Origin of the sequence: Larkinella soli (assembly GCF_003703975.1) — a bacterium.
GTDB lineage: Bacteria > Bacteroidota > Bacteroidia > Cytophagales > Spirosomataceae > Larkinella > Larkinella soli.
Genome location: NZ_QTJY01000001.1, coordinates 621,879 through 639,946, shown reverse-complemented (window position 1 = coordinate 639,946; position 18,068 = coordinate 621,879). Strand labels below are relative to the sequence as shown.

At 59.8% G+C, this 18,068-nt stretch carries 14 protein-coding genes; 9 read left to right on the top strand and 5 right to left on the bottom strand.

Annotated features, from left to right (window positions below):
- The first annotated feature begins 24 nt into the window (after positions 1-24).
- The 7 genes from DX909_RS04660 (at position 25) to DX909_RS04630 (ending at position 9,945) form a co-directional block, all read left to right on the top strand.
- Positions 25-1,134, top strand: coding sequence for a FecR family protein (locus DX909_RS04660; protein ID WP_128543942.1), 1,110 nt, complete (start codon positions 25-27; stop codon positions 1,132-1,134).
- A 116-nt stretch (positions 1,135-1,250) separates the two neighbouring features.
- Positions 1,251-4,640, top strand: coding sequence for a SusC/RagA family TonB-linked outer membrane protein (locus tag DX909_RS04655; protein ID WP_229310953.1), 3,390 nt, complete (start codon positions 1,251-1,253; stop codon positions 4,638-4,640).
- Positions 4,640-6,175, top strand: coding sequence for a SusD/RagB family nutrient-binding outer membrane lipoprotein (locus tag DX909_RS04650; protein ID WP_229310952.1), 1,536 nt, complete (start codon positions 4,640-4,642; stop codon positions 6,173-6,175). The genes DX909_RS04655 and DX909_RS04650 overlap by 1 nt, the downstream gene beginning before the upstream one ends.
- A gap of 40 nt (positions 6,176-6,215) precedes the next feature.
- Positions 6,216-6,671 (top strand): RidA family protein, encoded by a 456-nt coding sequence (locus DX909_RS04645; protein ID WP_128543940.1) that lies wholly within the window; start codon positions 6,216-6,218, stop codon positions 6,669-6,671.
- Positions 6,672-6,690: 19 nt separating this feature from the next.
- On the top strand, positions 6,691-7,911 hold the full coding sequence (locus tag DX909_RS04640) for an aminotransferase class V-fold PLP-dependent enzyme (RefSeq protein ID WP_128543939.1): 1,221 nt from the start codon (positions 6,691-6,693) through the stop codon (positions 7,909-7,911).
- A 138-nt stretch (positions 7,912-8,049) separates the two neighbouring features.
- Complete coding sequence (locus DX909_RS04635; protein ID WP_128543938.1) at positions 8,050-8,478, top strand: c-type cytochrome; 429 nt, start codon at positions 8,050-8,052, stop codon at positions 8,476-8,478.
- An 18-nt stretch (positions 8,479-8,496) separates the two neighbouring features.
- A complete protein-coding gene (locus DX909_RS04630; protein ID WP_128543937.1) occupies positions 8,497-9,945 on the top strand; it encodes a PQQ-dependent sugar dehydrogenase in 1,449 nt (482 codons plus the stop codon).
- A 135-nt stretch (positions 9,946-10,080) separates the two neighbouring features.
- Here the strand turns inward: DX909_RS04630 and DX909_RS04625 are convergent, their stop codons facing one another.
- The 5 genes from DX909_RS04625 to DX909_RS04605 form a co-directional block, all read right to left on the bottom strand.
- Complete coding sequence (locus DX909_RS04625) at positions 10,081-11,010, bottom strand: RraA family protein (RefSeq protein ID WP_128543936.1); 930 nt, start codon at positions 11,008-11,010, stop codon at positions 10,081-10,083.
- A 90-nt stretch (positions 11,011-11,100) separates the two neighbouring features.
- Complete coding sequence (locus DX909_RS04620; protein ID WP_128543935.1) at positions 11,101-12,351, bottom strand: 3-phosphoshikimate 1-carboxyvinyltransferase; 1,251 nt, start codon at positions 12,349-12,351, stop codon at positions 11,101-11,103.
- A 40-nt stretch (positions 12,352-12,391) separates the two neighbouring features.
- Positions 12,392-12,985, bottom strand: a complete 594-nt coding sequence (locus tag DX909_RS04615; RefSeq protein WP_128543934.1) for a hypothetical protein — start codon at positions 12,983-12,985, stop codon at positions 12,392-12,394.
- A gap of 52 nt (positions 12,986-13,037) precedes the next feature.
- Positions 13,038-14,246: an SGNH/GDSL hydrolase family protein gene (locus tag DX909_RS04610; RefSeq protein WP_128543933.1), complete on the bottom strand. Its 1,209-nt coding sequence runs from the start codon at positions 14,244-14,246 to the stop codon at positions 13,038-13,040.
- Positions 14,247-14,273: 27 nt separating this feature from the next.
- Positions 14,274-15,896 (bottom strand): DUF4139 domain-containing protein, encoded by a 1,623-nt coding sequence (locus DX909_RS04605; protein ID WP_128543932.1) that lies wholly within the window; start codon positions 15,894-15,896, stop codon positions 14,274-14,276.
- 120 nt (positions 15,897-16,016) lie between these two features.
- On the opposite strand from DX909_RS04605, the gene DX909_RS04600 reads away from it, so the two are divergent.
- The gene (locus tag DX909_RS04600; RefSeq protein WP_128543931.1) at positions 16,017-17,087 is read left to right on the top strand and encodes an Ldh family oxidoreductase; all 1,071 of its coding nucleotides are present in this window, start codon (positions 16,017-16,019) and stop codon (positions 17,085-17,087) included.
- 36 nt (positions 17,088-17,123) lie between these two features.
- Positions 17,124-18,068 carry an EamA family transporter gene (locus tag DX909_RS04595; protein ID WP_128543930.1) on the top strand — a complete coding sequence of 315 codons (945 nt, stop codon included), beginning with the start codon at positions 17,124-17,126 and terminating at the stop codon, positions 18,066-18,068.

Here is an 18,068-nt window from a genome sequence, read left to right as displayed (position 1 = left end):
CCGGAACAGTAAAAGCATGATCTGATGCCCCCATACCAGCAATTCGAACCGGAGGATTTTGCCGCCGATTCTTCCTTCCGACGATGGAAATTATTCGACGAACCGGAAGACCGGAAGTTCTGGGAAGCCTGGCTTCTGGCGCATCCGGAGAAAGCCGATTTTGTCGAAAAAGCGGGGCAGCTGCTTGAAAATATATACCGGGCATACGACCAGATTTCCAGCCGGGAGATCGGGGAGGAGATACACCGCCTGTCACACTCGCTGGAGGAGGCTGAAAGTGAAACGCCCGTCCGGAGGCTCTGGTCGTCGCGGATGAAATTCGCCGTGGCCGCTTCCGTTCTGGCGGTGCTGGGCCTGCTCGGCTGGCTCGCGGGCCGGTCGGTTCCGGAAAACGGCCCGTCGGCTACCTATGCCGATCTGGTGAAGCAGGCGTCGGAACCGCTGGAAGAGCGGATCAACGACTCCGAAAAGCCGAGTCTCGTGGTGTTGTCCGACGGTAGCACGATTCTGCTCCAGCCCCATAGCCGCGCCGGTTTTCCCCGCCGGTTTTCGGGCGCAAAGCGGGAGGTGTATCTCTCCGGAGAGGCTTTTTTCGAGGTCGCCAAAAACCCTGAAAAACCGTTTTATGTCTACGCCAACAGCCTCGTAACCAAAGTGCTGGGAACCAGTTTTACGGTCCGGGCCTTTGAAGCCGATTCCCAGCTGAAGGTGGTGGTGAAAACCGGAACCGTCTCGGTGTTTGCCCGCCCGAAGGAAACCGGGGCCGGAACCCTGGACGAAAAAAAGGCGGAGGGCGTCGTGCTGACTCCGAACCAGCAGGTGGTGTATAGCCCGAAGGAAACCCGGCTCGTCCGGAGTCTGGTCGAAAAACCGGCCCTGCTGGCCCTGCCGATCCAGCGTCAGTCGTTTCATTTTCGCCGGACGCCCATCGCCGAGGTATTTTCCACCCTGGAGGAGTCCTACGGCGTACAGTTCGTGTTCGACCGGGAGGTCATGAAGGATTGCTACCTGACGGCTTCGCTGTCGGACGAGCCGCTGTTTGAAAAAATTGACCTGATCTGCCGGACCATCGGTGCCGAATACACGCAGACCGATGCCCATATTATCATCAGCAGCCGGGGTTGCAGACCCTGAGTGTGAGCGCCGGGGGATGCCCCGAATGGTTCCGACCGGAAAGGGAGTGTGATGGAAAAGCCCAGTTACCCGACAAGACCCGAAATATGGCTAAACGTCTATTGTTTCCGAAAGCCTTGCATCGCTTCGTTGGTCCGGTTCTGCTCCACCTGGTTGTTCTGCTCCTGCTGACCGGTGCCCGGGCCGACAACCCCGGCGCCCAGAAAATGCTGGAACAGAAGATTTCCTTTCACATTGCCGACGCCGGTATTGAAAAGGTGCTTGAAAAGCTCGAATCCGTTGCCCGCGTAAAGTTCATGTATAACTACCAGATTTTCAGTTATGATCAGAAAAGCACGTACCGGTTCCGGGAGGTTCCGCTTCGGGAGGTGCTGGCGCGCGTGCTGGCTCCGCATCGGGTAACTTTCGAGGTCGTCAACGAGCGCATCATTCTGAAACGCACAGATCCCCCCCTCGAACCGGAAACGTCCGTACCGGCGGAGCCGCTGAAACGGCGGCTGAACGGGGTCATTCTGGATGAAAAAGGGGCCGGATTGCCGGGTACCAACGTCGTGATCAAAGGGAGCCGGCACGGCACCGCCACCGACGCCGAAGGCCGGTTCAGCCTGGAAATTCCGGCGGAAGACCCCATACTGATCATCAGTTCGCTGGGTTACAAACGGCTGGAGGTAGACGCCGGTAAGGGGTCGTTGCTCTCCATCCGGATGGAGCCGGAAACTAGCACACTGAACGAAGTGGTCGTGACGGCGCTCGGGATCACCCGGGATAAAAAGGCGCTGGCCTACTCGGTAGCCGAGATGAAGGGCAATGAATTTACGCAGGCGCGCGAAAACAACGTCGCCAACGCCCTGACCGGGAAAATAGCCGGGGTGAATGTGACCGGGCTGTCCACCGGTCCGGGCGGGTCGAGCCGGGTCATCATCCGGGGCAACGGCTCGATGACCGGCGCCAACCAGCCGTTGTACGTCGTCAACGGCATGCCCATCGACAATACCACCCCGGGCGGAAGCCCCACCACCAACGGCAGCGCCGGCAATGTAGACCGGGGCGACGGCATTGCGGGCATCAACCCGGACGACATCGAATCCATCAGCGTGCTGAAGGGCGGCACGGCTGCGGCTCTTTACGGATCGCGGGCGGCCAACGGGGTCATCCTCATTACGACCAAAAAAGGCAAAACCCGGAAAGGCATCGGGATCGAATACAACAGCACCCTGATGCTGGAAAACGCAGCGGTTTTTCCCGACTGGCAGTACGAATACGGGCAGGGCGACCGAGGCCAGAAACCCGCCGGACCCGGGGAAGCCATCCAGACCGGCCGTCGGTCGTGGGGTGCCCGGATCGACGGGTCGGAGTACGTGGCCGCCGACGGCCGGATCCATTCCTATACCGCCCGGAAAAACAACCTCCGCAACTTTTACCAGACCGGCACCACGTTCACCAACACCCTGGCTTTCACCGGCGGTTCGGAAAATCTCAACTACCGGTTTTCACTTTCCGACCTCACCAGCCGAAGCATCCTCCCGAACACCACCTTCGGCCGGAAAACCGCCAACCTGAACCTCAACGGCAAACTCGGGGAGCGGCTGTCCCTCGAGGTAGTGGGGCAGTACAACATCGAAAAGGGCCGCAACCGCCCCACCGCCGGCGACGCCCTCGGCAACCCGAACTGGATGCCCTACATGCTGGCCAATACCGTCGATATCCGCTGGTTTGCACCGGGCTACGACGCCGGCGGCAACGAGATCGGCTGGAACGACGCCGACATTGCTTCCAACAGTTATTTCGTATCGGCCAAATACCGGCAGGAAGACCTCAAAAACCGCTTTATCGGGCAGGCTTCGGCGGGGTATCGGCTGGGGAAGAACCTCAGCGTGAAGGGGACCGTCAGTCGGGATTTTTACAGCTATACTTATTCGTACGTGCTGCCGACGGGTGCCCGGTACGTACCGAAAGGGCAGTATTGGGGCCTTCAGGCCGATGTGGCCGAAACCAACTCCATGCTGACGGTCAACTACAGCCGGGCGCTCTCCCGCCATTTCGGGCTGACGGCCGTGGCCGGGCTGAACCGTCGCCGGTATGAATACCGCCAGCAAAGTACGACCGGCTCCCAGTTCGTCATCCCGTATTTTTACAGCCCCACCAACCTGACCACCTCCTCCACCGTTCCGACGACCCAGCAGACGCTGACCAACTCCGTCTTCGGCTCGGCTGATCTGGATTTTAAAGGGTTTGCCTACCTGACCGTGACCGGCCGCCAGGACTGGTTCTCGACCCTCAGCCCGAAGAACAACAGCATTTTCTACCCGGCCGTGGGAGGAAGTCTGGTGCTTTCCCAGGCATTGACGTTGCCCCGGATCGTGGATTTTGCCAAAATCCGCGCTTCCTGGGCGCAGGTGGGCGGGGCCACCCCCGATCCTTACGTCATCAACCTGACCTACAGCATGGTGCCCAGTTCGGGGGTGCCTCTGCAGAACGTTACCAGCCCCTCCATCACGAACGCCCGGCTGAAACCGCTGACCTCCACCACCTGGGAGGTCGGGTTGGACCTCCAGCTCATGAAGCGACGGCTCGGCCTGGACCTGACTCTGTATAACCGCAAAACCACCGACGACATCGTCAACACGGCGCTTTCGCCCACGACCGGCTATACCAGCGTCATTCTGAACGTGGGTGAACTGAGCAACCGGGGCATCGAGGTTCTGCTGACGGGCACCCCCGTGAAAACCGGTGCCCTCACCTGGAACGTCACCTACAACGTCGCCTACAACCGGAATCAGGTGATCCGGCTGGCCGACGGGCTCAATTCGATCCAGATGGCGACCACGGTCAATAATTACGCCTACATCAATAACATGGTCGGAAAACCGTACGGTACCATCGTCGGAACGCGGGTGCGGAAGGATGCGCAGGGCAACACCGTTTACAATCCCACGACCGGCTACGCCCTGGCAACCGGTTTGCAGGAACTCGGCAACGGCGTGCCCCCGCTGACGATGGGCCTGACCAATGAGTTCAGCTGCGGCCCGTTCTCGCTGGGCTTCCTGGTCGACGGAAAATTCGGAAACAAGGTTTTTTCCGTCATGGAAGTGTACGCCATGCGGATGGGTTTGCTCAAAACCACGCTGCCGGGTCGGGAAAACGGACTCGTTTTGCAGGGCGTTACCCCGGAGGGCGATGCCTATTCGCGTACGGTTACGGTCGGGCAGTTGCGGGGATACTACGACAATCAGAAGTCGTTTTCGGAGCTGTTCCTGCACGACGGCAGCTTCGTGAAACTCCGGCAGATGATCGTTTCGTACCGGTTTCCGGGTAGCTGGCTGAAGGCGCTGAAACTCCAGGCGGCCTCCCTGTCGCTGGTGTCGCGCAATCTGGCGATCCTCTACCGGAAAACGCCCAATTTCGATCCGGAATCCGGGTATACCAACAGTTCGAGCCAGGGGTTCGAGTCGTTCGGGATGCCCCGGACGAGAAGTTACGGTCTGAACCTGCTGGTCAAACTCTGATGAAACGGACCCTGAAAATGATTCCCCGCCCGAATTGCCGGCTGGCCCTGGTTTCTGCCGTGGCCCTGCTGATCTCCTGCGAGAAGGGGTTCGAGGAGGTGAATACCAATCCGGATGCGTCGACGCAGATCATACCGGAGTACGTTTTCAGCAAATCCCAGTACGATGCCGCTTCAAACCAGCTTCACGGACTGCAGGGAGCCATGCAGTACACGACGAGTTACAATGAAATTGCCGGTTTCGGGGCCAAATACATCTTCAACCAGGGCACGGCGCCCTACACGGTATTCAACAACGGGTATCCGAACGAAATCAACGAGATCGGGGAGGTGATCCGGGCCGTTTCCGGCTCACCCGAACAGGTCAACAAACTGGCCGTGGCCCGCATCTGGCGGGTGTACTGCTTCCATCGGATGACGGATCTGTACGGTGAAATTCCCTATTCGGAAGCCGGACGGGGGTATTCAGGAAGTGTCTTCAAGCCGAAATATGACCGGCAGGAGGAGATTTACCGGAATATGCTGAACGAGCTGGAGGAAGCGCCCCGCCTGTTCGATACTGCCAAACCGACGTTCGGCGGGGCCGATGTAGTCTACGGGGGTGACATCCTGAAGTGGAAGCGTTTCGCCAATTCACTGATGCTCCGGCTCGCCCTGCGGCTGACGAAGGTGAACCCGGCGCTGGCCGAATCCTGGGTCCGGAAAGCCGTTTCGGGAGAGCTGATCACCGAAGCGGCCGACATCGCCCGCATCCGCTATCAGACCGGCGGGCAGGACATCAACAAAAACCCGCTGGCACTATACCTGCTCAATACCGATTATATCAGGGCCGACGGGTACAGCAACCCGGAAGGGGGGAAGTACCAGAAGACCTTCATCGATTTCCTGAAGACGACCGGAGACCCCCGGCTCGGGGTACTGTCGGTGGTATACGTCAACCAGAAACCGGATACTACGGCGGCTCTCCAGAAAGGCATGGCGTCGAGCGTCAGCTCCAAACCGGCGGATTTCGTGACGTATTCGGAGCCGAACCCCGCCACCCTGCTGCGGCTGGATGCGCCGATGCTGCTGCTGACTCCGGCGGAGGTGAACCTCCTGCTGGCCGAAGCCGCGGTGCGGGGCTGGTATTCCGAAGCGCCGGCGGCCCGTTTGTTTGAGAACGGCACCCGCGCCGGACTGCGGCAGTGGGCGCTGTACGGCAGCGCGGGCGTCATTCCGGAAAGCCGCATCGAGGCCTACCTGAAAGCCCACCCGTTCCGGTCGGGCGGTACGCCCGGGCAGCAGCTCGAACAGATTCATACCCAGTTCTGGATCGCTCTGTTTCCGAATGCCCAGGAGGTTTTTTCCAACTGGCGACGGACGGGGTACCCGACGCTGAGGCCGAACGTCTATCCCGGCAATTCGACCGGCGGTCAGATTTTCAGGAGGATGCTCTATCCGCCGACCGAGGAAAATCTGAATCCGGACGAATACGGCAAGGCCATTGCCCGCCAGGGGCCGAACACGTTCATGACCCGCGTCTGGTGGGATAAGTAAAATTTAGCTGTTTCATTTTTAACCACTTACCTGATAACCAATGAAATCACAACGCAGATCCATCCTGAAACGACTGTTTTCTTCTCTGGCTGGGGTAACCGGGCTGAGCGTAGCCGCTAATGCCAAACCGGCTGCTCCCGAAAAGGAAGTGTTCAATGTGCAGACGATGCAGGATGTACCGCTGTTTTCCGGCTCTACTAAATTCGGCAACCTCGTTTTTGTAGCCGGCAAAGGGTATCACAAGGAAGGCGACATTCGGGTCCATACCGACGAAGTCCTGAAAGAGTTGGAGAGAGAACTGATCAAGGCCGGATCTTCCATGGAAAAGGTGCTGAAGGTCAGTGTTTTTCTGCACGACCTGAACGACTACAAAGCGATGAACGAAGTGTATAAAGGCCGGTTCGGCAGCAAGCCGCCCGTCCGAACCACGGTGGCGGTTTACGGAGGGGTTCCGGGCGATTCGCTCGTGGAAATGGACTGCATCGCCTACATCTGATCCCTGACCCGACACTGCCATGTTAAGCAGAAGAAAACTGATTCAGCGCCTGTCGTCCTTTCCGCTCGTCGGCGGGCTGATCGGCTCGGGCGTACCCCTTTCGCAGGCGCTGGCAGCCGCTGCCCCGAAGCGCGACCTGTTCCGGGAGCTGGGCGTCCGGACGTTCATCAACGGCGCCGGCACCCTCACCTACATGACCGGTTCGCTGATGCACGACGAGGTGCTGGAAGCCATCAATTACGGCGCGACCGAGTTCTGCCTCCTCGATGAACTTCAGGACAAGGTGGGCGAGAAGATCGCCAGACTGGTTCACTCCGAAGCCGCCGTAGTTACCTCCGGTGCCTTTTCCGGGATGACCCTCGGCCTCGCCGGTATCCTGACCGGGATGGACTTAAAGAAAGTCGAGCAGCTGCCGCACCTCGAATACACCGGCATGAAGTCGGAGGTGATCTGTCAGAAGGCCCACGACATCGTCTACAACCACGCCCTGACCAATACCGGCTGTAAGATCGTTCAGGTCGAAACGGCGGAGGACGTCGAGAAGGCCATCAACGAGCGGACCGCCCTCATGCACTTCCTGCACATCGAAGCCGACAAGGGCAAAATCATGCACGAGGAATGGGTGGCGCTTGGAAAGAAACACAACATCCCGACCTCCATCGACATCGCGGCCGACGTGCCTCCGGTCGAGAACCTCTGGCGGTTCAACGACATGGGTTTCAGCTTCGTGGTGGTTTCCGGCGGAAAGGCCATGCGGGGACCTCAGAGCGCCGGCCTGCTGATGGGCAGAAAGGACATCATCGCGGCCGCCCGTCTGCATATGCCGCCCCGGGGTTTCAACATCGGGCGGGGCATGAAAGTGAACAAGGAGGAAGTTCTGGGGATGTATGTGGCGCTGGAGAAGTTCATCAATACCGACCACGCCAAACTTTGGAAGTCGTGGGAAGACGGCATCGCCCACATTGAAGGCACCGTGAAACCCCTGCCCGGCATCCAGACGGAGGTGCATGTGCCGCCCATGGGCAACCACACGCCCACCCTCCGGATTCGCTGGGATGCCGCCAAAATCAGGCTGACCGGAAAAGACCTTCAGGACCGCCTGCGCGCCGGTGACCCTTCCATCGAAGTCGGCGGGGGCGGCCCCAACGGCGTCAACGTGACGGTGTGGATGATGAAACCCGGTCAGGAGAAAATCGTGGCCAAACGGCTTCGGGAGGAGCTTTCCAAAGCCTCCGCCTGATACCACCCCCGGCCCCCTCCTTACCAAGGAGGGGGAGAGTGCGCTGCCACTATTCGTGTCTGCGGAGCCACCCCCTCCTTGGTAAGGAGGTGGCCGGGGGGTGGTCAGTTGGGAGGTAAACCGGTTCTAAACCCGTAAATGATGAAACCACATAAAATAACAACACTCTGGGTCGCAGTAACCGGGCTGGCCGTGAGCGGATTTGCGTTCACGGCCGGCCCCCGGTCCGTGTTTCAGGACCGGTGGAAAGCGCCGGTCTGGGCCGACACCCTGAAGAGTTCCCTCCAGCCCGGCCCGCTGGTGCTGGCGCAGGGCGAAGAACTCTACGGGCTGTACTGCGAGTCGTGTCATGGAGAAAAAGGGTATGGCGACGGCGCTGCGGGCGGGGCCCTAGGGGTCAAACCCGCCAACTTTCACGACTCGCTCTCGGTGAAACAGTCCGACGGCGCCCTATTCTGGAAAATGACCACCGGCAGAGGCAACATGCCGCCCTTCAAAGAGGTCTTTTCCGAAGATCAGCGCTGGCAGCTTGTGGCTTACCTGCGGAAGTTATCCCAAACCCCATAGATCCTGAACCCCTTAATCATGTCATCCTTTCGCTCAACGATTGCCGCCTTCGGCCTGCTGGCGAGCCTTATAGCCGGCCGGGAGCCGGCCGCGGCCCAGGACCTGAAAATGCCCACGGCCCTTCGACCTGACATCCGGATTGCCCACGTCATGACCGTCGAGCCGGAAGCGGTCCGCATCCTGCTGAACCCGGTGGACGGGAAGCTGTATTACACCACCTTCCCCGGCGACGTGTTTGAAATTACCGGTTTCGACGGAAACGGGCCGGTGGCCCGGAAAGTGCTGAGTCTGGCCGATCATGGCATCAACCGGCTTCAGGGGGCGGCTTTCCATAAAAACACGCTTTTTCTGACGGGCAACGTGGACGCCAACAACAAGAAGGGCACGAAGGGCAGGATGGTGAGCTTCACGAACCGGCGCGGGAAATACAAAATGACGGTGATCTTCGATACCGAAGAATACCCGACCAACAAAACCACCTTCGACCACGGCTGGAACGCGCTGGAAATCAGCCCGGACGGAAAGTACATCTTCGTCAACTCCGGGGCCCGGACCGACCACGGCGAGGTGCAGGACAACGGAGGGGCCTATCCCAATGCCCGCGACAATGGCCTGACCTCGAAGGTGTTCCGGTTTCCGATCAAAGCCCATGACCTGATGCTGTCCCCGGACGAAGCCAGGCTGAAGCAGCAGGGGTACATTTACGCCGACGGCATCCGGAACGCCTACGACATTGCCTTCGACGCGGAGGGCAACCTGTTCGGGGTGTCGAACTCCAGCGACTACGACCACGGCGAGGATATGTTCTGGATCCGGGAGGGGAGGCATTACGGCTTTCCGTGGGTGATGGGCGGCATCGACAACCCGCAGCAGTTTGCCGACTGGCAGCCCGACCCCGTGAAAGACCCGTTCATCCCGCGGTCTTCGCACGCTTTCCTGATGAAATACATGCACAACGACCCCGGGTTTCCGAAACGCCCGGAAGGGGTCACCTTTTCGCCGGCGGTGCAGAACCTCGGCCCGGACGCCAACGAATACCGAGACCGCCAAACCGGGAAGATCATGGACGGCGACACCACCGGCGTCACCACCAGCACCTTCACGGCCCACTGCTCCCCGCTGGCCCTGTTCTTCGATACCCGGAAAATTCTGGCCGACGACCTGAAGGGCGACGGTTTCGTCATGCGGTATTCGGGTGGGGCGCGGTCCGGCATGATGCGGCCGTTCACCACCCAGGGCCGCGACCTGCTGCACCTGGACCTGACCTATGACAAGGGGAAAGACAACTACACCGTCAAAACCAAACGGATCGTGGAGGGCTTCACCGGCCCGACGGATGCGGTCCTGGTCGGCAGCGACGTGTACATCATCGAGTACGGCGGGCGGGAAGGCGGCCACCTCTGGAGGATCAGCCTGCCGACGGAATCGAACGTCAGCTCGAAAAACGGCAGGAAAAACACTCTTTGAGGCCGACATCCCATTCGATCAAAACCAGATTTTCTCATAATAAATAAAAAACCCCGGCAGATCTTCGGCCGGGGTTTTTCGATAGGAGGTCTTTACCGGACTTTCGTCGGGGTGATAAATGAGTCAGGAGGTCGTTCACCAGGTCCGGTTTTTCATGTAGGCATCCAGTTCGGCCCGTTTCATGGGCATTTCACCGGGGTTTTTATCCAGCCATCTCAGGAAGTCTTCCTTGATGGCATCGGTCCACTGGTTGTCGATCTGACCCGGCGTATATTTTCCTTCCCGCAGCATGGCGTGCCCGAACTTATCGCGCAGGCCGATGAATTCCGCCGTCATGACTACCTTCTCGACCAGGTGCGCCGGAACGAACAGAACGCCTTCGGCTTTGGCCAGAACGAGGTCACCCGGCAGCACGATGGCCCGCCCGATCCGGATCGGGGTGTTCAGCCCCATCAACACCACATCCTTGAGGAAGGAGGGGTCCCAGTCGCGGACATAGGCGTTGAAACCCTTGATCTGCCGCAGGCCCTCCAGGTCGCGGGCGGCCGCGTTGAAGATGACCCCGTTGCCGGATTTGGCAAAGATCGAGTTGCCGAGGTTGTCGCCGATCAGCGTGCCGTCGGCGGTTTTTCCGAAACCGTCGGCCACATACACATCGCCCTTCGAGAGCTTGTCGATGGGCCAGGCGTTGGTATTTCCGATCCGGCCTTCCTTCTTGCCCCGCTCCATAATGTTCTTCTCGACATCCGGGCGGCTCGGCATGTACAAGGCGGTCAGGGCGCGCCCGACAATGGGCTCCTGCGTGTGGATGATCTTCCAGCCACCTTCATACTGGCAGTTGTATCCTTCATTTTTCAGGACCGTCCAGGCCTCCTCGATGCCGATGTTTCTGGCCCGGCGGAGCATGTCGTCCGACACTTTGGGTCGGCCGTCCGGAAAGCGTTCTCCTTTCCATTCGGAAGTCAGAAAAACCAGTTCGTCACGGGGAATGGTCTGGGCCTGAACGTGTTGCTGGAGGAAAAAGGCAAAGGCAAGAGGCAGCAGCTTTCTGAATTTAGGGTTCATGGAATATAGGCTTAAAGTAAAATTTCCCTTAAGATGTAAATATACCTCCGGATTACTCCGGGCGGGATGGATTTTTTAACGGGCCGTTTCCTACATTGCCACGCCGGCCACCCGGCCAAAATCGTCCCAGAAGGACGGGTAGGATTTCGCCACCACGCCCGGTTCCTCGATAACCACTTCCTGTTTGATCGCCACCGGAGCAAACGCCATCGCCATCCGGTGGTCGTCGTAGGTATGAATCTGCGGGACGCCGGCCGGTTTCCCCGAAGCCGACGGTCGAACTACATACCGGATATTGGCGTCCACCTCTACCAGTTCGGAACCGATCTTCCGGAGTTCTGCCTGGAGGGCATATACGCGGTCGGTTTCCTTGATCTTGAGGCTTTCAATGCCGGTCAGGGTAAGGGACACGCCTTTGAGGGCGCAGCAGACCGCCACCGTCTGGGCCAGATCGGGGCAGTTGGTGAAATCCCAGCTCAGGGCGGTTTCAGCCGGTTGCCGGGTCAGTTTAACGCCGGTTTCGGTAAAGGTGGTTTGGACGCCGAGCGGCCGCATGATGTCCACGATGGCGCTGTCGCCCTGGAGCGAGTGCTCCTTCAGGCCGAGGAGTTCGATTTCGGAGCCTTCTTCCGCCAGGGCCATGACGCTGAACCAGTAGCTGGCTCCCGACCAGTCGGATTCGACGGCGTACTCCTGCGGGACGTAGGCGGTAGGCGCTACCGCGATGGTGTTTTTCTCCCAGTCGACGTTCGCTTTCACTCTGAAATGTTCCATCTGGCGCAGGGTCATTTCGATATAGGGCCGGGAGCCGACCTCGCCGGTTAACTTTAGAGTCAGGCCCCGGGGTAAGGTCGGGGCCACCATCAGGAGGGCCGAGATATACTGGCTGCTGACGTCGCCCCGGATGGAGACCTGGCTGGTATCGCCGGAAGTTCGGGAGTTGTCGAAGAAACCTTTGGTGACGAGCGGGGGGTAGCCTTCCCGATTCAGGTATTCGATGTCGGCGCCCAGCGACCGGAGGGCATCCACCAGAATCCCGATGGGCCGTTCGCACATCCGGGGGGTGCCGGTGAGGGTTTTATGTTTTCCGGTAACGGCAAAATAGGCGGTCAGAAATCGCATTGTGGTTCCGGCATCGAGTACGTCGGCAATGGGCTCTTCCGATTGCAGCAGCCGGATCATGGTCTGCGTATCGCGGGCGGCCGAAACATTGTGCAGCGTACTCCGGAACTGCGTCAGCGCGTCGATGATCAGGGCGCGGTTGCTTTCACTTTTCGAGGAAGGCAGCGGAATCGTGGCCCGAACCGGGCCGGCGGGAGGTGTTAAGCGTACGGCACTCAAAGCAGAAACGGATGGTTTGATGTTCGTGCAAAACTACTAATCAATACGTTTCAAGTACTTTAAGCCGGTGGTTTTTGTTGATCCGATACCGGGGGAAACTCATTTTATAGCAGATGGCGCCCAGCGCGAACAGCACCGCCGGGGCCTTCAGCGCCCTCGGATCGGCCACCAGCCGCCGTTCCGCCCGCGACACATTGATCACGTCGGCCAGGAAAAACAGGGTGCCGGCAATCGGAAAAAGGTACGTGCCCTGGGTGATGAACGGGATCTGGCGGTTCATGTAAATTTTTTCGATGCGGTCGAGCCGGAAATGGATGGTTTCGGGCAGAAAGGTATTCGGGTCTTCCAGCACCAGGGCCAGCGAGGTGTCGGTGACGGCATACAGCGGTTCCCGGTATTTCCGGCCGTTGTACCGGAACCGGATTTCCTCTCCCGGAAAATACCGGTATCGTCTGAACCCGCCGATACCGCCGATGACATCCAGCGCCAGATATTTCTGCCCCGGCCGAATCAGAGCCGCATACGGCGAACGCTGCCGGATCATCAGCGAATCAATCGAAAGGGTATCGGTCTGCGCCCGGAGCGTCAGGGCGAAGCAGAGCAGAGCAATCGTTGAAAACAGACGGTTCAGCATGAATACATAACGGGGAAAATCGGATAAAGATTGAAAAAAAACCGCTTCCCGCTCAACCATTCACCAGAAAGTAGACGATCCGGCAGGCGGTGCCGGCACTCTTCGGATTTTTTTGGGAGCTGATCCTTAGGTCGAGGACATGGTTTTTCGCCGGCAGATCTTCCGCAAACAGTTTGTACCAGGGCAGGTGGAGCAGGTGGCTCCATTGGGTGTAGAGGTCCATTTTCCGGTAGGGTCCGCCGTCGATCCGGTATTCCACCACCCCGGCGTCCGGCCCCGATACCACCGCCATCCCGACGGCCGAACCCGAAAACGGCAGCGAAAGAACAGCGCCGGGCGTCAAAGCCTCCAGCACCGGCCGATCCACAAAACCGGGCCGCGTCCCGACGGCATCCGCCGGATGCCAGTTCTCCAGGCGTTTCCAGCCGGTTTGAAGATAGGCGGTTTCGAGAGGCAGATAGCGTCCCTTATCAAAACTGGTCGGGTTCAGGGCCGCCGTTTTTTTCGGAGAAACCGGTTTTCCGGCCGGTTTTGCCGGAGCGGTTTCCAGCAGATACCGGATGGTCTGGAAATACAATTCCTGACCGAAAGGAGAGGGGTGAAGGTCCTTGAAATCACCTTCCCAGGAAAATTCACCAGCTTTAATTCGGTCGTAAACCTCCCTCGCCGGATTGATGGAGGGGAGTCCGTAGTGCGCGGCCACGCGCTCGTGGTTCGCTATTTCGGCCGGAACCCGGTTCGCGGCAAAGTCGGCCAGTTTGTCGGGATCGACGAACGACATCAGCACGATGTCCATGTCCGGGTTCAACCGGCGGGCCTGCCGGACGATGCCTTCCAGCGCCCGGAGCTGGGTCAGGCTGTCGGTCTCGTTGACCCGGTCATTGACGGCGGCTTCGAGAAACAGCAGGTCCGGGGTTCCCTGACCGGCCACGTCCTGCTGAAACCGGAAGGCATGGGGCAGGCTGCCGAGCGAGGGAATACCGGCCTTTATAAAGGTGAATCGTGTGTCGGGAAACCGCTCCTGCAGGTAGGCCGACACCTTGTCCCGCCAACCGGGGTTGAAGGTGATCGAACCGCCCAGAAAAGCCACCGTCGCCTTCTTTTTCTCACTCATGGCCCGGAAGGCGTTCGGCAGGCCGCCCCTCACCTGAACGTAGGGCGTTTTCGGCAATGGCTCCACTTTCCTGAAAGACGGGTCGGGCGTCCTGAAACCGGACAGAAACACCAGGACAGAACACAGAAGCAGGGCAGGGGACGGCATACCGAAAGGGGCAGTTGATGGGCAAAGTTATTCAGCAAACATTAACTGCCGCCCTTTCGGGTACTTTACCGAATACGAAAATTCAATCTCCCGGCTTTCGTTCGGTTTCAGCGACAGGTTCCAGCTCAGTTTGCCGGTCTCGCGGTTCAGTTCAGCCCCGCCGGTATTTTCCGCTTCGACCTCGATGCGGCTGTCGGTCGTAACCGGAATCTGATCGAAAAGCGTGAGGCTGACCGGCTCCGATTTGGTGTTTCGAACGGTGATCCGGAAACGGTAGCTGTCGCGCACCGAGGAGCCGAGCGTTTTCCGGCTGCTGAGGTCCTGCGTTTTTTCCCGCTTCAGGGTGATTCGTTTGTCCCGGCCGAGACTCAACGCCAGCGTGTCTCCGGCGTTCTGGATTTCCACCCGGGACTCGCCGACATACGTTCCCTCGAAATACGTCCGGGCCGTACCGTTCAGGAGATTCAGTTTTTCCCAGCCCTGGAGCGTCGCGATCAGGAAAGCGTCGGGATCGAGTTTCGGCGTGGCGGTATAGCGGTAGGTGGCCGGAACCTCGGAGGTCTGAATGTCGACCACCTGCGGGCGGTTGTTGGAAAGGATGGTGTAGGGAATCGAAATATCGAACCGCACGCTGGTCGGCTGGTCGGCGGCCTGGGTGAAGTCGGCCGTGGAGGTCAGGGCGGGTTCAGCCGCAGGGGCAGCCGCTCCGGCATCCTGAGCGTTTTCCCGGCTTGCTTCCGTCTCGGCCGTTTTGGCCCGGAAGGCCGGTTTGCTCAGGGGAGCGGGGCGGGGTTCATAAAAACCGATATACTGCGTTTCCAGCCGGGGCTGGGTGCCGGGCAGGGCCGGGTTGGAGGTGGAAAGGGCCAGTTTGATGTTTTGCCAGTCGAAGCCCGTGTTCTGGTAGACGTTAGCCTTGTACGCCAGGGTGGCCGGGCTTTTGGTGTCCCGAACCCGGATATCGTAGAAGGGAACCCAGCCGGCGTTGGCAACGACATAACTCAGGGCCAGCTCGACGGTAGCCCGGCCGGCGGCTTTCAGCGTGACCTCGATCTCCCCGACCGGGCGTTCCCGACGGGCGTTCTGCTCCCGGACCTGCCCTTCGAGCCGGTCGAGTTTTTTCTTTTGTTCGGTAAGCTGTTTCTCCACCACCAGCAGCTTTTTACCGATCTCGGTGAGTCGTTCCCGGTAGAAATCCGCCATGGTTTTCACCTCGACGACGGTCGTTCCCTTCTCCCCGCCGACCTTCTGGTTCGCCAGCACCAGCTTTTTCTCGTTGTCGAGTACTTCTTTCTGGAGGGTCAGGGCTTCGTAGCCGTCGCGGGCCAGTTTCAGCGAATCTTCCAGCCGCTGGAGGGATGCAGGTTTGGGGACGTTGGTCAGAAAGTTGGTCCGGAACTGAACGCCCTGAATAACGGCCTCCCCCCGGCCGCTGACCTGAATGCTTTGCGGATCGGTCTGGGCGGAAGCATTGTCGATGATCAGGCGGGTCGTTCCCGGAGACAGGGTGGCCCGGGCCTGTGCGTCGATCTGGGCGCGGTTGAGAAAAACAGTGACTTGCCGGATGGTCGAGGAAATGCGCTGTTCGTCCTGGGCTAAAACCGGATAGAATCCGCAGCAGAAAATAACCCAAAGCAGGATGGTTCTCATGGAAAGAAAATAGTGAAAGTGGATACGCCTGTGAATATAGATGCCGCCGGACGTGCTTTCGTTTAGTCTGCTTTCTATTTTTGCCGAAAATGCCGCCCTTTGGGACGGATTCCCATCACGATGATCTCCGTTCAGCAACTCAAACACTTTACCAGACAGGTATTTCTTTCCATCGGGTTTTCCGATGCCGATGCCGATCTGGCGACGACGGTCCTGGTCCAGGCCGACCTCCGGGGGGTCGATTCCCACGGGGTGGCCCGGCTGGCCGGGTACGTCCGGCTGTACGACCATGGCCGCCTGAACCCGACGCCCGACATCCGCATCGTCCATGAAACTCCTTCGACGGCCGTGGTCGACGGCGACCGGGGGGTCGGGCTGGTTGTCGGTCCGAAAGCCATGCAGATCGCTATCGGGAAGGCCCGGACCGCCGGCACCGGCTGGGTGGCCGTCCGGAACTCGAACCACTTCGGCATCGCCGGCTACCACGCCATGATGGCCCTCGAACACGACATGATCGGGTGGGCCATGACCAATGCCGCTCCGCTCGTCGCTCCTACGTTTTCCCTCGATAAGCTGCTGGGAACCAACCCGTATGCGGTAGCGGTTCCGGCCCTGACCCAGCCGCCCTTCGTAGCCGACTTTGCCTCAACGGCCGTGGCCTACGGCAAGCTGGAAATCCTCCAGCGGAAAGGGCTGCCGATCCCGCCCGGCTGGGCCCAGGATGCGGAAGGCAACCCCACGACCGACGCCAACCCGTTGCCTTCCGGCGGGGCCCTGCTGCCGCTCGGCTCCGACCGCGAACACGGCAGCCACAAAGGGTACGGGCTGGGCGCCATCGTCGATATTTTTTCAGGGGTCTTATCCGGGGCCAACTACGGCCCGTGGGTACCCCCGTTCGCGACGGCCGGGTTCATGACGGCGCAGGAAGGGGTCGGCAGCGGGACCGGCCATTTCTTCGGAGCCATGCGGGTCGATGCCTTCCGTCCGGCCGACGAGTTCAAGCAGCACATGGACCAGTGGATTTCAGCCTTTCGGGGGGCGCGGGCCGTTCCCGGAAAGCAGGTGCTGATTCCCGGTGACCCGGAACGGGACATGGAAGCCGAACGCGGTCAGCACGGCATTCCGCTGCTTGAGCCGGTAGAAAAGGGTTTACAGACGCTGGCGGAACGGTTTGGCCTGCCCTGGGGTTGACCAGAAAACCGGCCAACACCCCGGTAACTAATACGGATGAAACCACCCAAAGAAAATCAGCTTCTCGTCATCCTGGCTTTTGCGGCCGTGTACATCATCTGGGGATCGACCTACCTGGCGGTGCTGCTGGGCCTGGAAACCATGCCGCCGTTCATGATGGCCGGTTTGCGGTTCTTTCTGGCCGGGGCGCTGCTGTTTGCCTGGTGCCTGATGGCGGGGGAGCCGCGTCCGTCGGTCGGGGTGGTCGGGCGGAATGCCCTGGGCGGGATTCTGATGCTGTTCGGGGGAACCGGGTCCGTGATCTGGGCCGAGCAGTATATTCCTTCCGGCCTGGCCGCCATCATCGTGACCTCGCTTCCGTTCTGGTTCGTCATTCTGGACCGCCGGCAGTGGTCCAATTATTTTGCCAACCTGCTGATTCCGGCCGGGCTGCTCATCGGATTCACCGGGGTGGTTCTGCTGCTCACCAAACCGGAGCAGACCGGCGGTCTATTTTCCGGAACCGATCAATACTGGACCGCCATGGCCGTGCTGATTGCGGGCGGTATTTCCTGGACGGTCGGTTCGCTCTACGCCAAATACCAGACCCTTTCGCCTTCGACGCTCGTGAACGGCAGCCTCCAGCTCCTGGCCGCCGGTCTGTTCAGCGGGCTGGTGAGCGGGCTGGCCGGCGAATGGACCGGCTTTCACCCTGAAGAGGTAAGTTTGAAAACCTGGCTGGCCCTCGGATACATGATCGTGTTTGGCTCGATCATAGCGTTTCTGGCCTATCTGTGGCTGCTGAAGGTACGGCCGCCGGCGGTGGTGAGCACGTATGCCTATGTCAATCCGGTCATTGCCGTGATGCTGGGCTGGCTGTTTGCCCATGAACCCGTATCGACCCGGCAGATGGTGGCGCTCGGTATTATTCTGCTCGGGGTGCTGCTCGTCAACCTGCCCAAATACCGGCAACTGGGCCGATCCGTACCGGCAAAGCAGTGA

Bases quoted from the DNA above. Each gene is read 5' to 3' on its own strand.
- DX909_RS04635 (WP_128543938.1), top strand. From the start codon at position 8,050: ATGATGAAACCACATAAAATAACAACACTCTGGGTCGCAGTAACCGGG.
- DX909_RS04640 (WP_128543939.1), top strand. From the start codon at position 6,691: ATGTTAAGCAGAAGAAAACTGATTCAGCGCCTGTCGTCCTTTCCGCTC.
- DX909_RS04625 (WP_128543936.1), bottom strand. From the start codon at position 11,010: ATGAACCCTAAATTCAGAAAGCTGCTGCCTCTTGCCTTTGCCTTTTTC.
- DX909_RS04650 (WP_229310952.1), top strand. From the start codon at position 4,640: ATGAAACGGACCCTGAAAATGATTCCCCGCCCGAATTGCCGGCTGGCC.
- DX909_RS04615 (WP_128543934.1), bottom strand. From the start codon at position 12,985: ATGCTGAACCGTCTGTTTTCAACGATTGCTCTGCTCTGCTTCGCCCTG.
- DX909_RS04595 (WP_128543930.1), top strand. From the start codon at position 17,124: ATGAAACCACCCAAAGAAAATCAGCTTCTCGTCATCCTGGCTTTTGCG.
- DX909_RS04630 (WP_128543937.1), top strand. From the start codon at position 8,497: ATGTCATCCTTTCGCTCAACGATTGCCGCCTTCGGCCTGCTGGCGAGC.
- DX909_RS04660 (WP_128543942.1), top strand. From the start codon at position 25: ATGCCCCCATACCAGCAATTCGAACCGGAGGATTTTGCCGCCGATTCT.
- DX909_RS04645 (WP_128543940.1), top strand. From the start codon at position 6,216: ATGAAATCACAACGCAGATCCATCCTGAAACGACTGTTTTCTTCTCTG.
- DX909_RS04605 (WP_128543932.1), bottom strand. From the start codon at position 15,896: ATGAGAACCATCCTGCTTTGGGTTATTTTCTGCTGCGGATTCTATCCG.
- DX909_RS04610 (WP_128543933.1), bottom strand. From the start codon at position 14,246: ATGCCGTCCCCTGCCCTGCTTCTGTGTTCTGTCCTGGTGTTTCTGTCC.
- DX909_RS04600 (WP_128543931.1), top strand. From the start codon at position 16,017: ATGATCTCCGTTCAGCAACTCAAACACTTTACCAGACAGGTATTTCTT.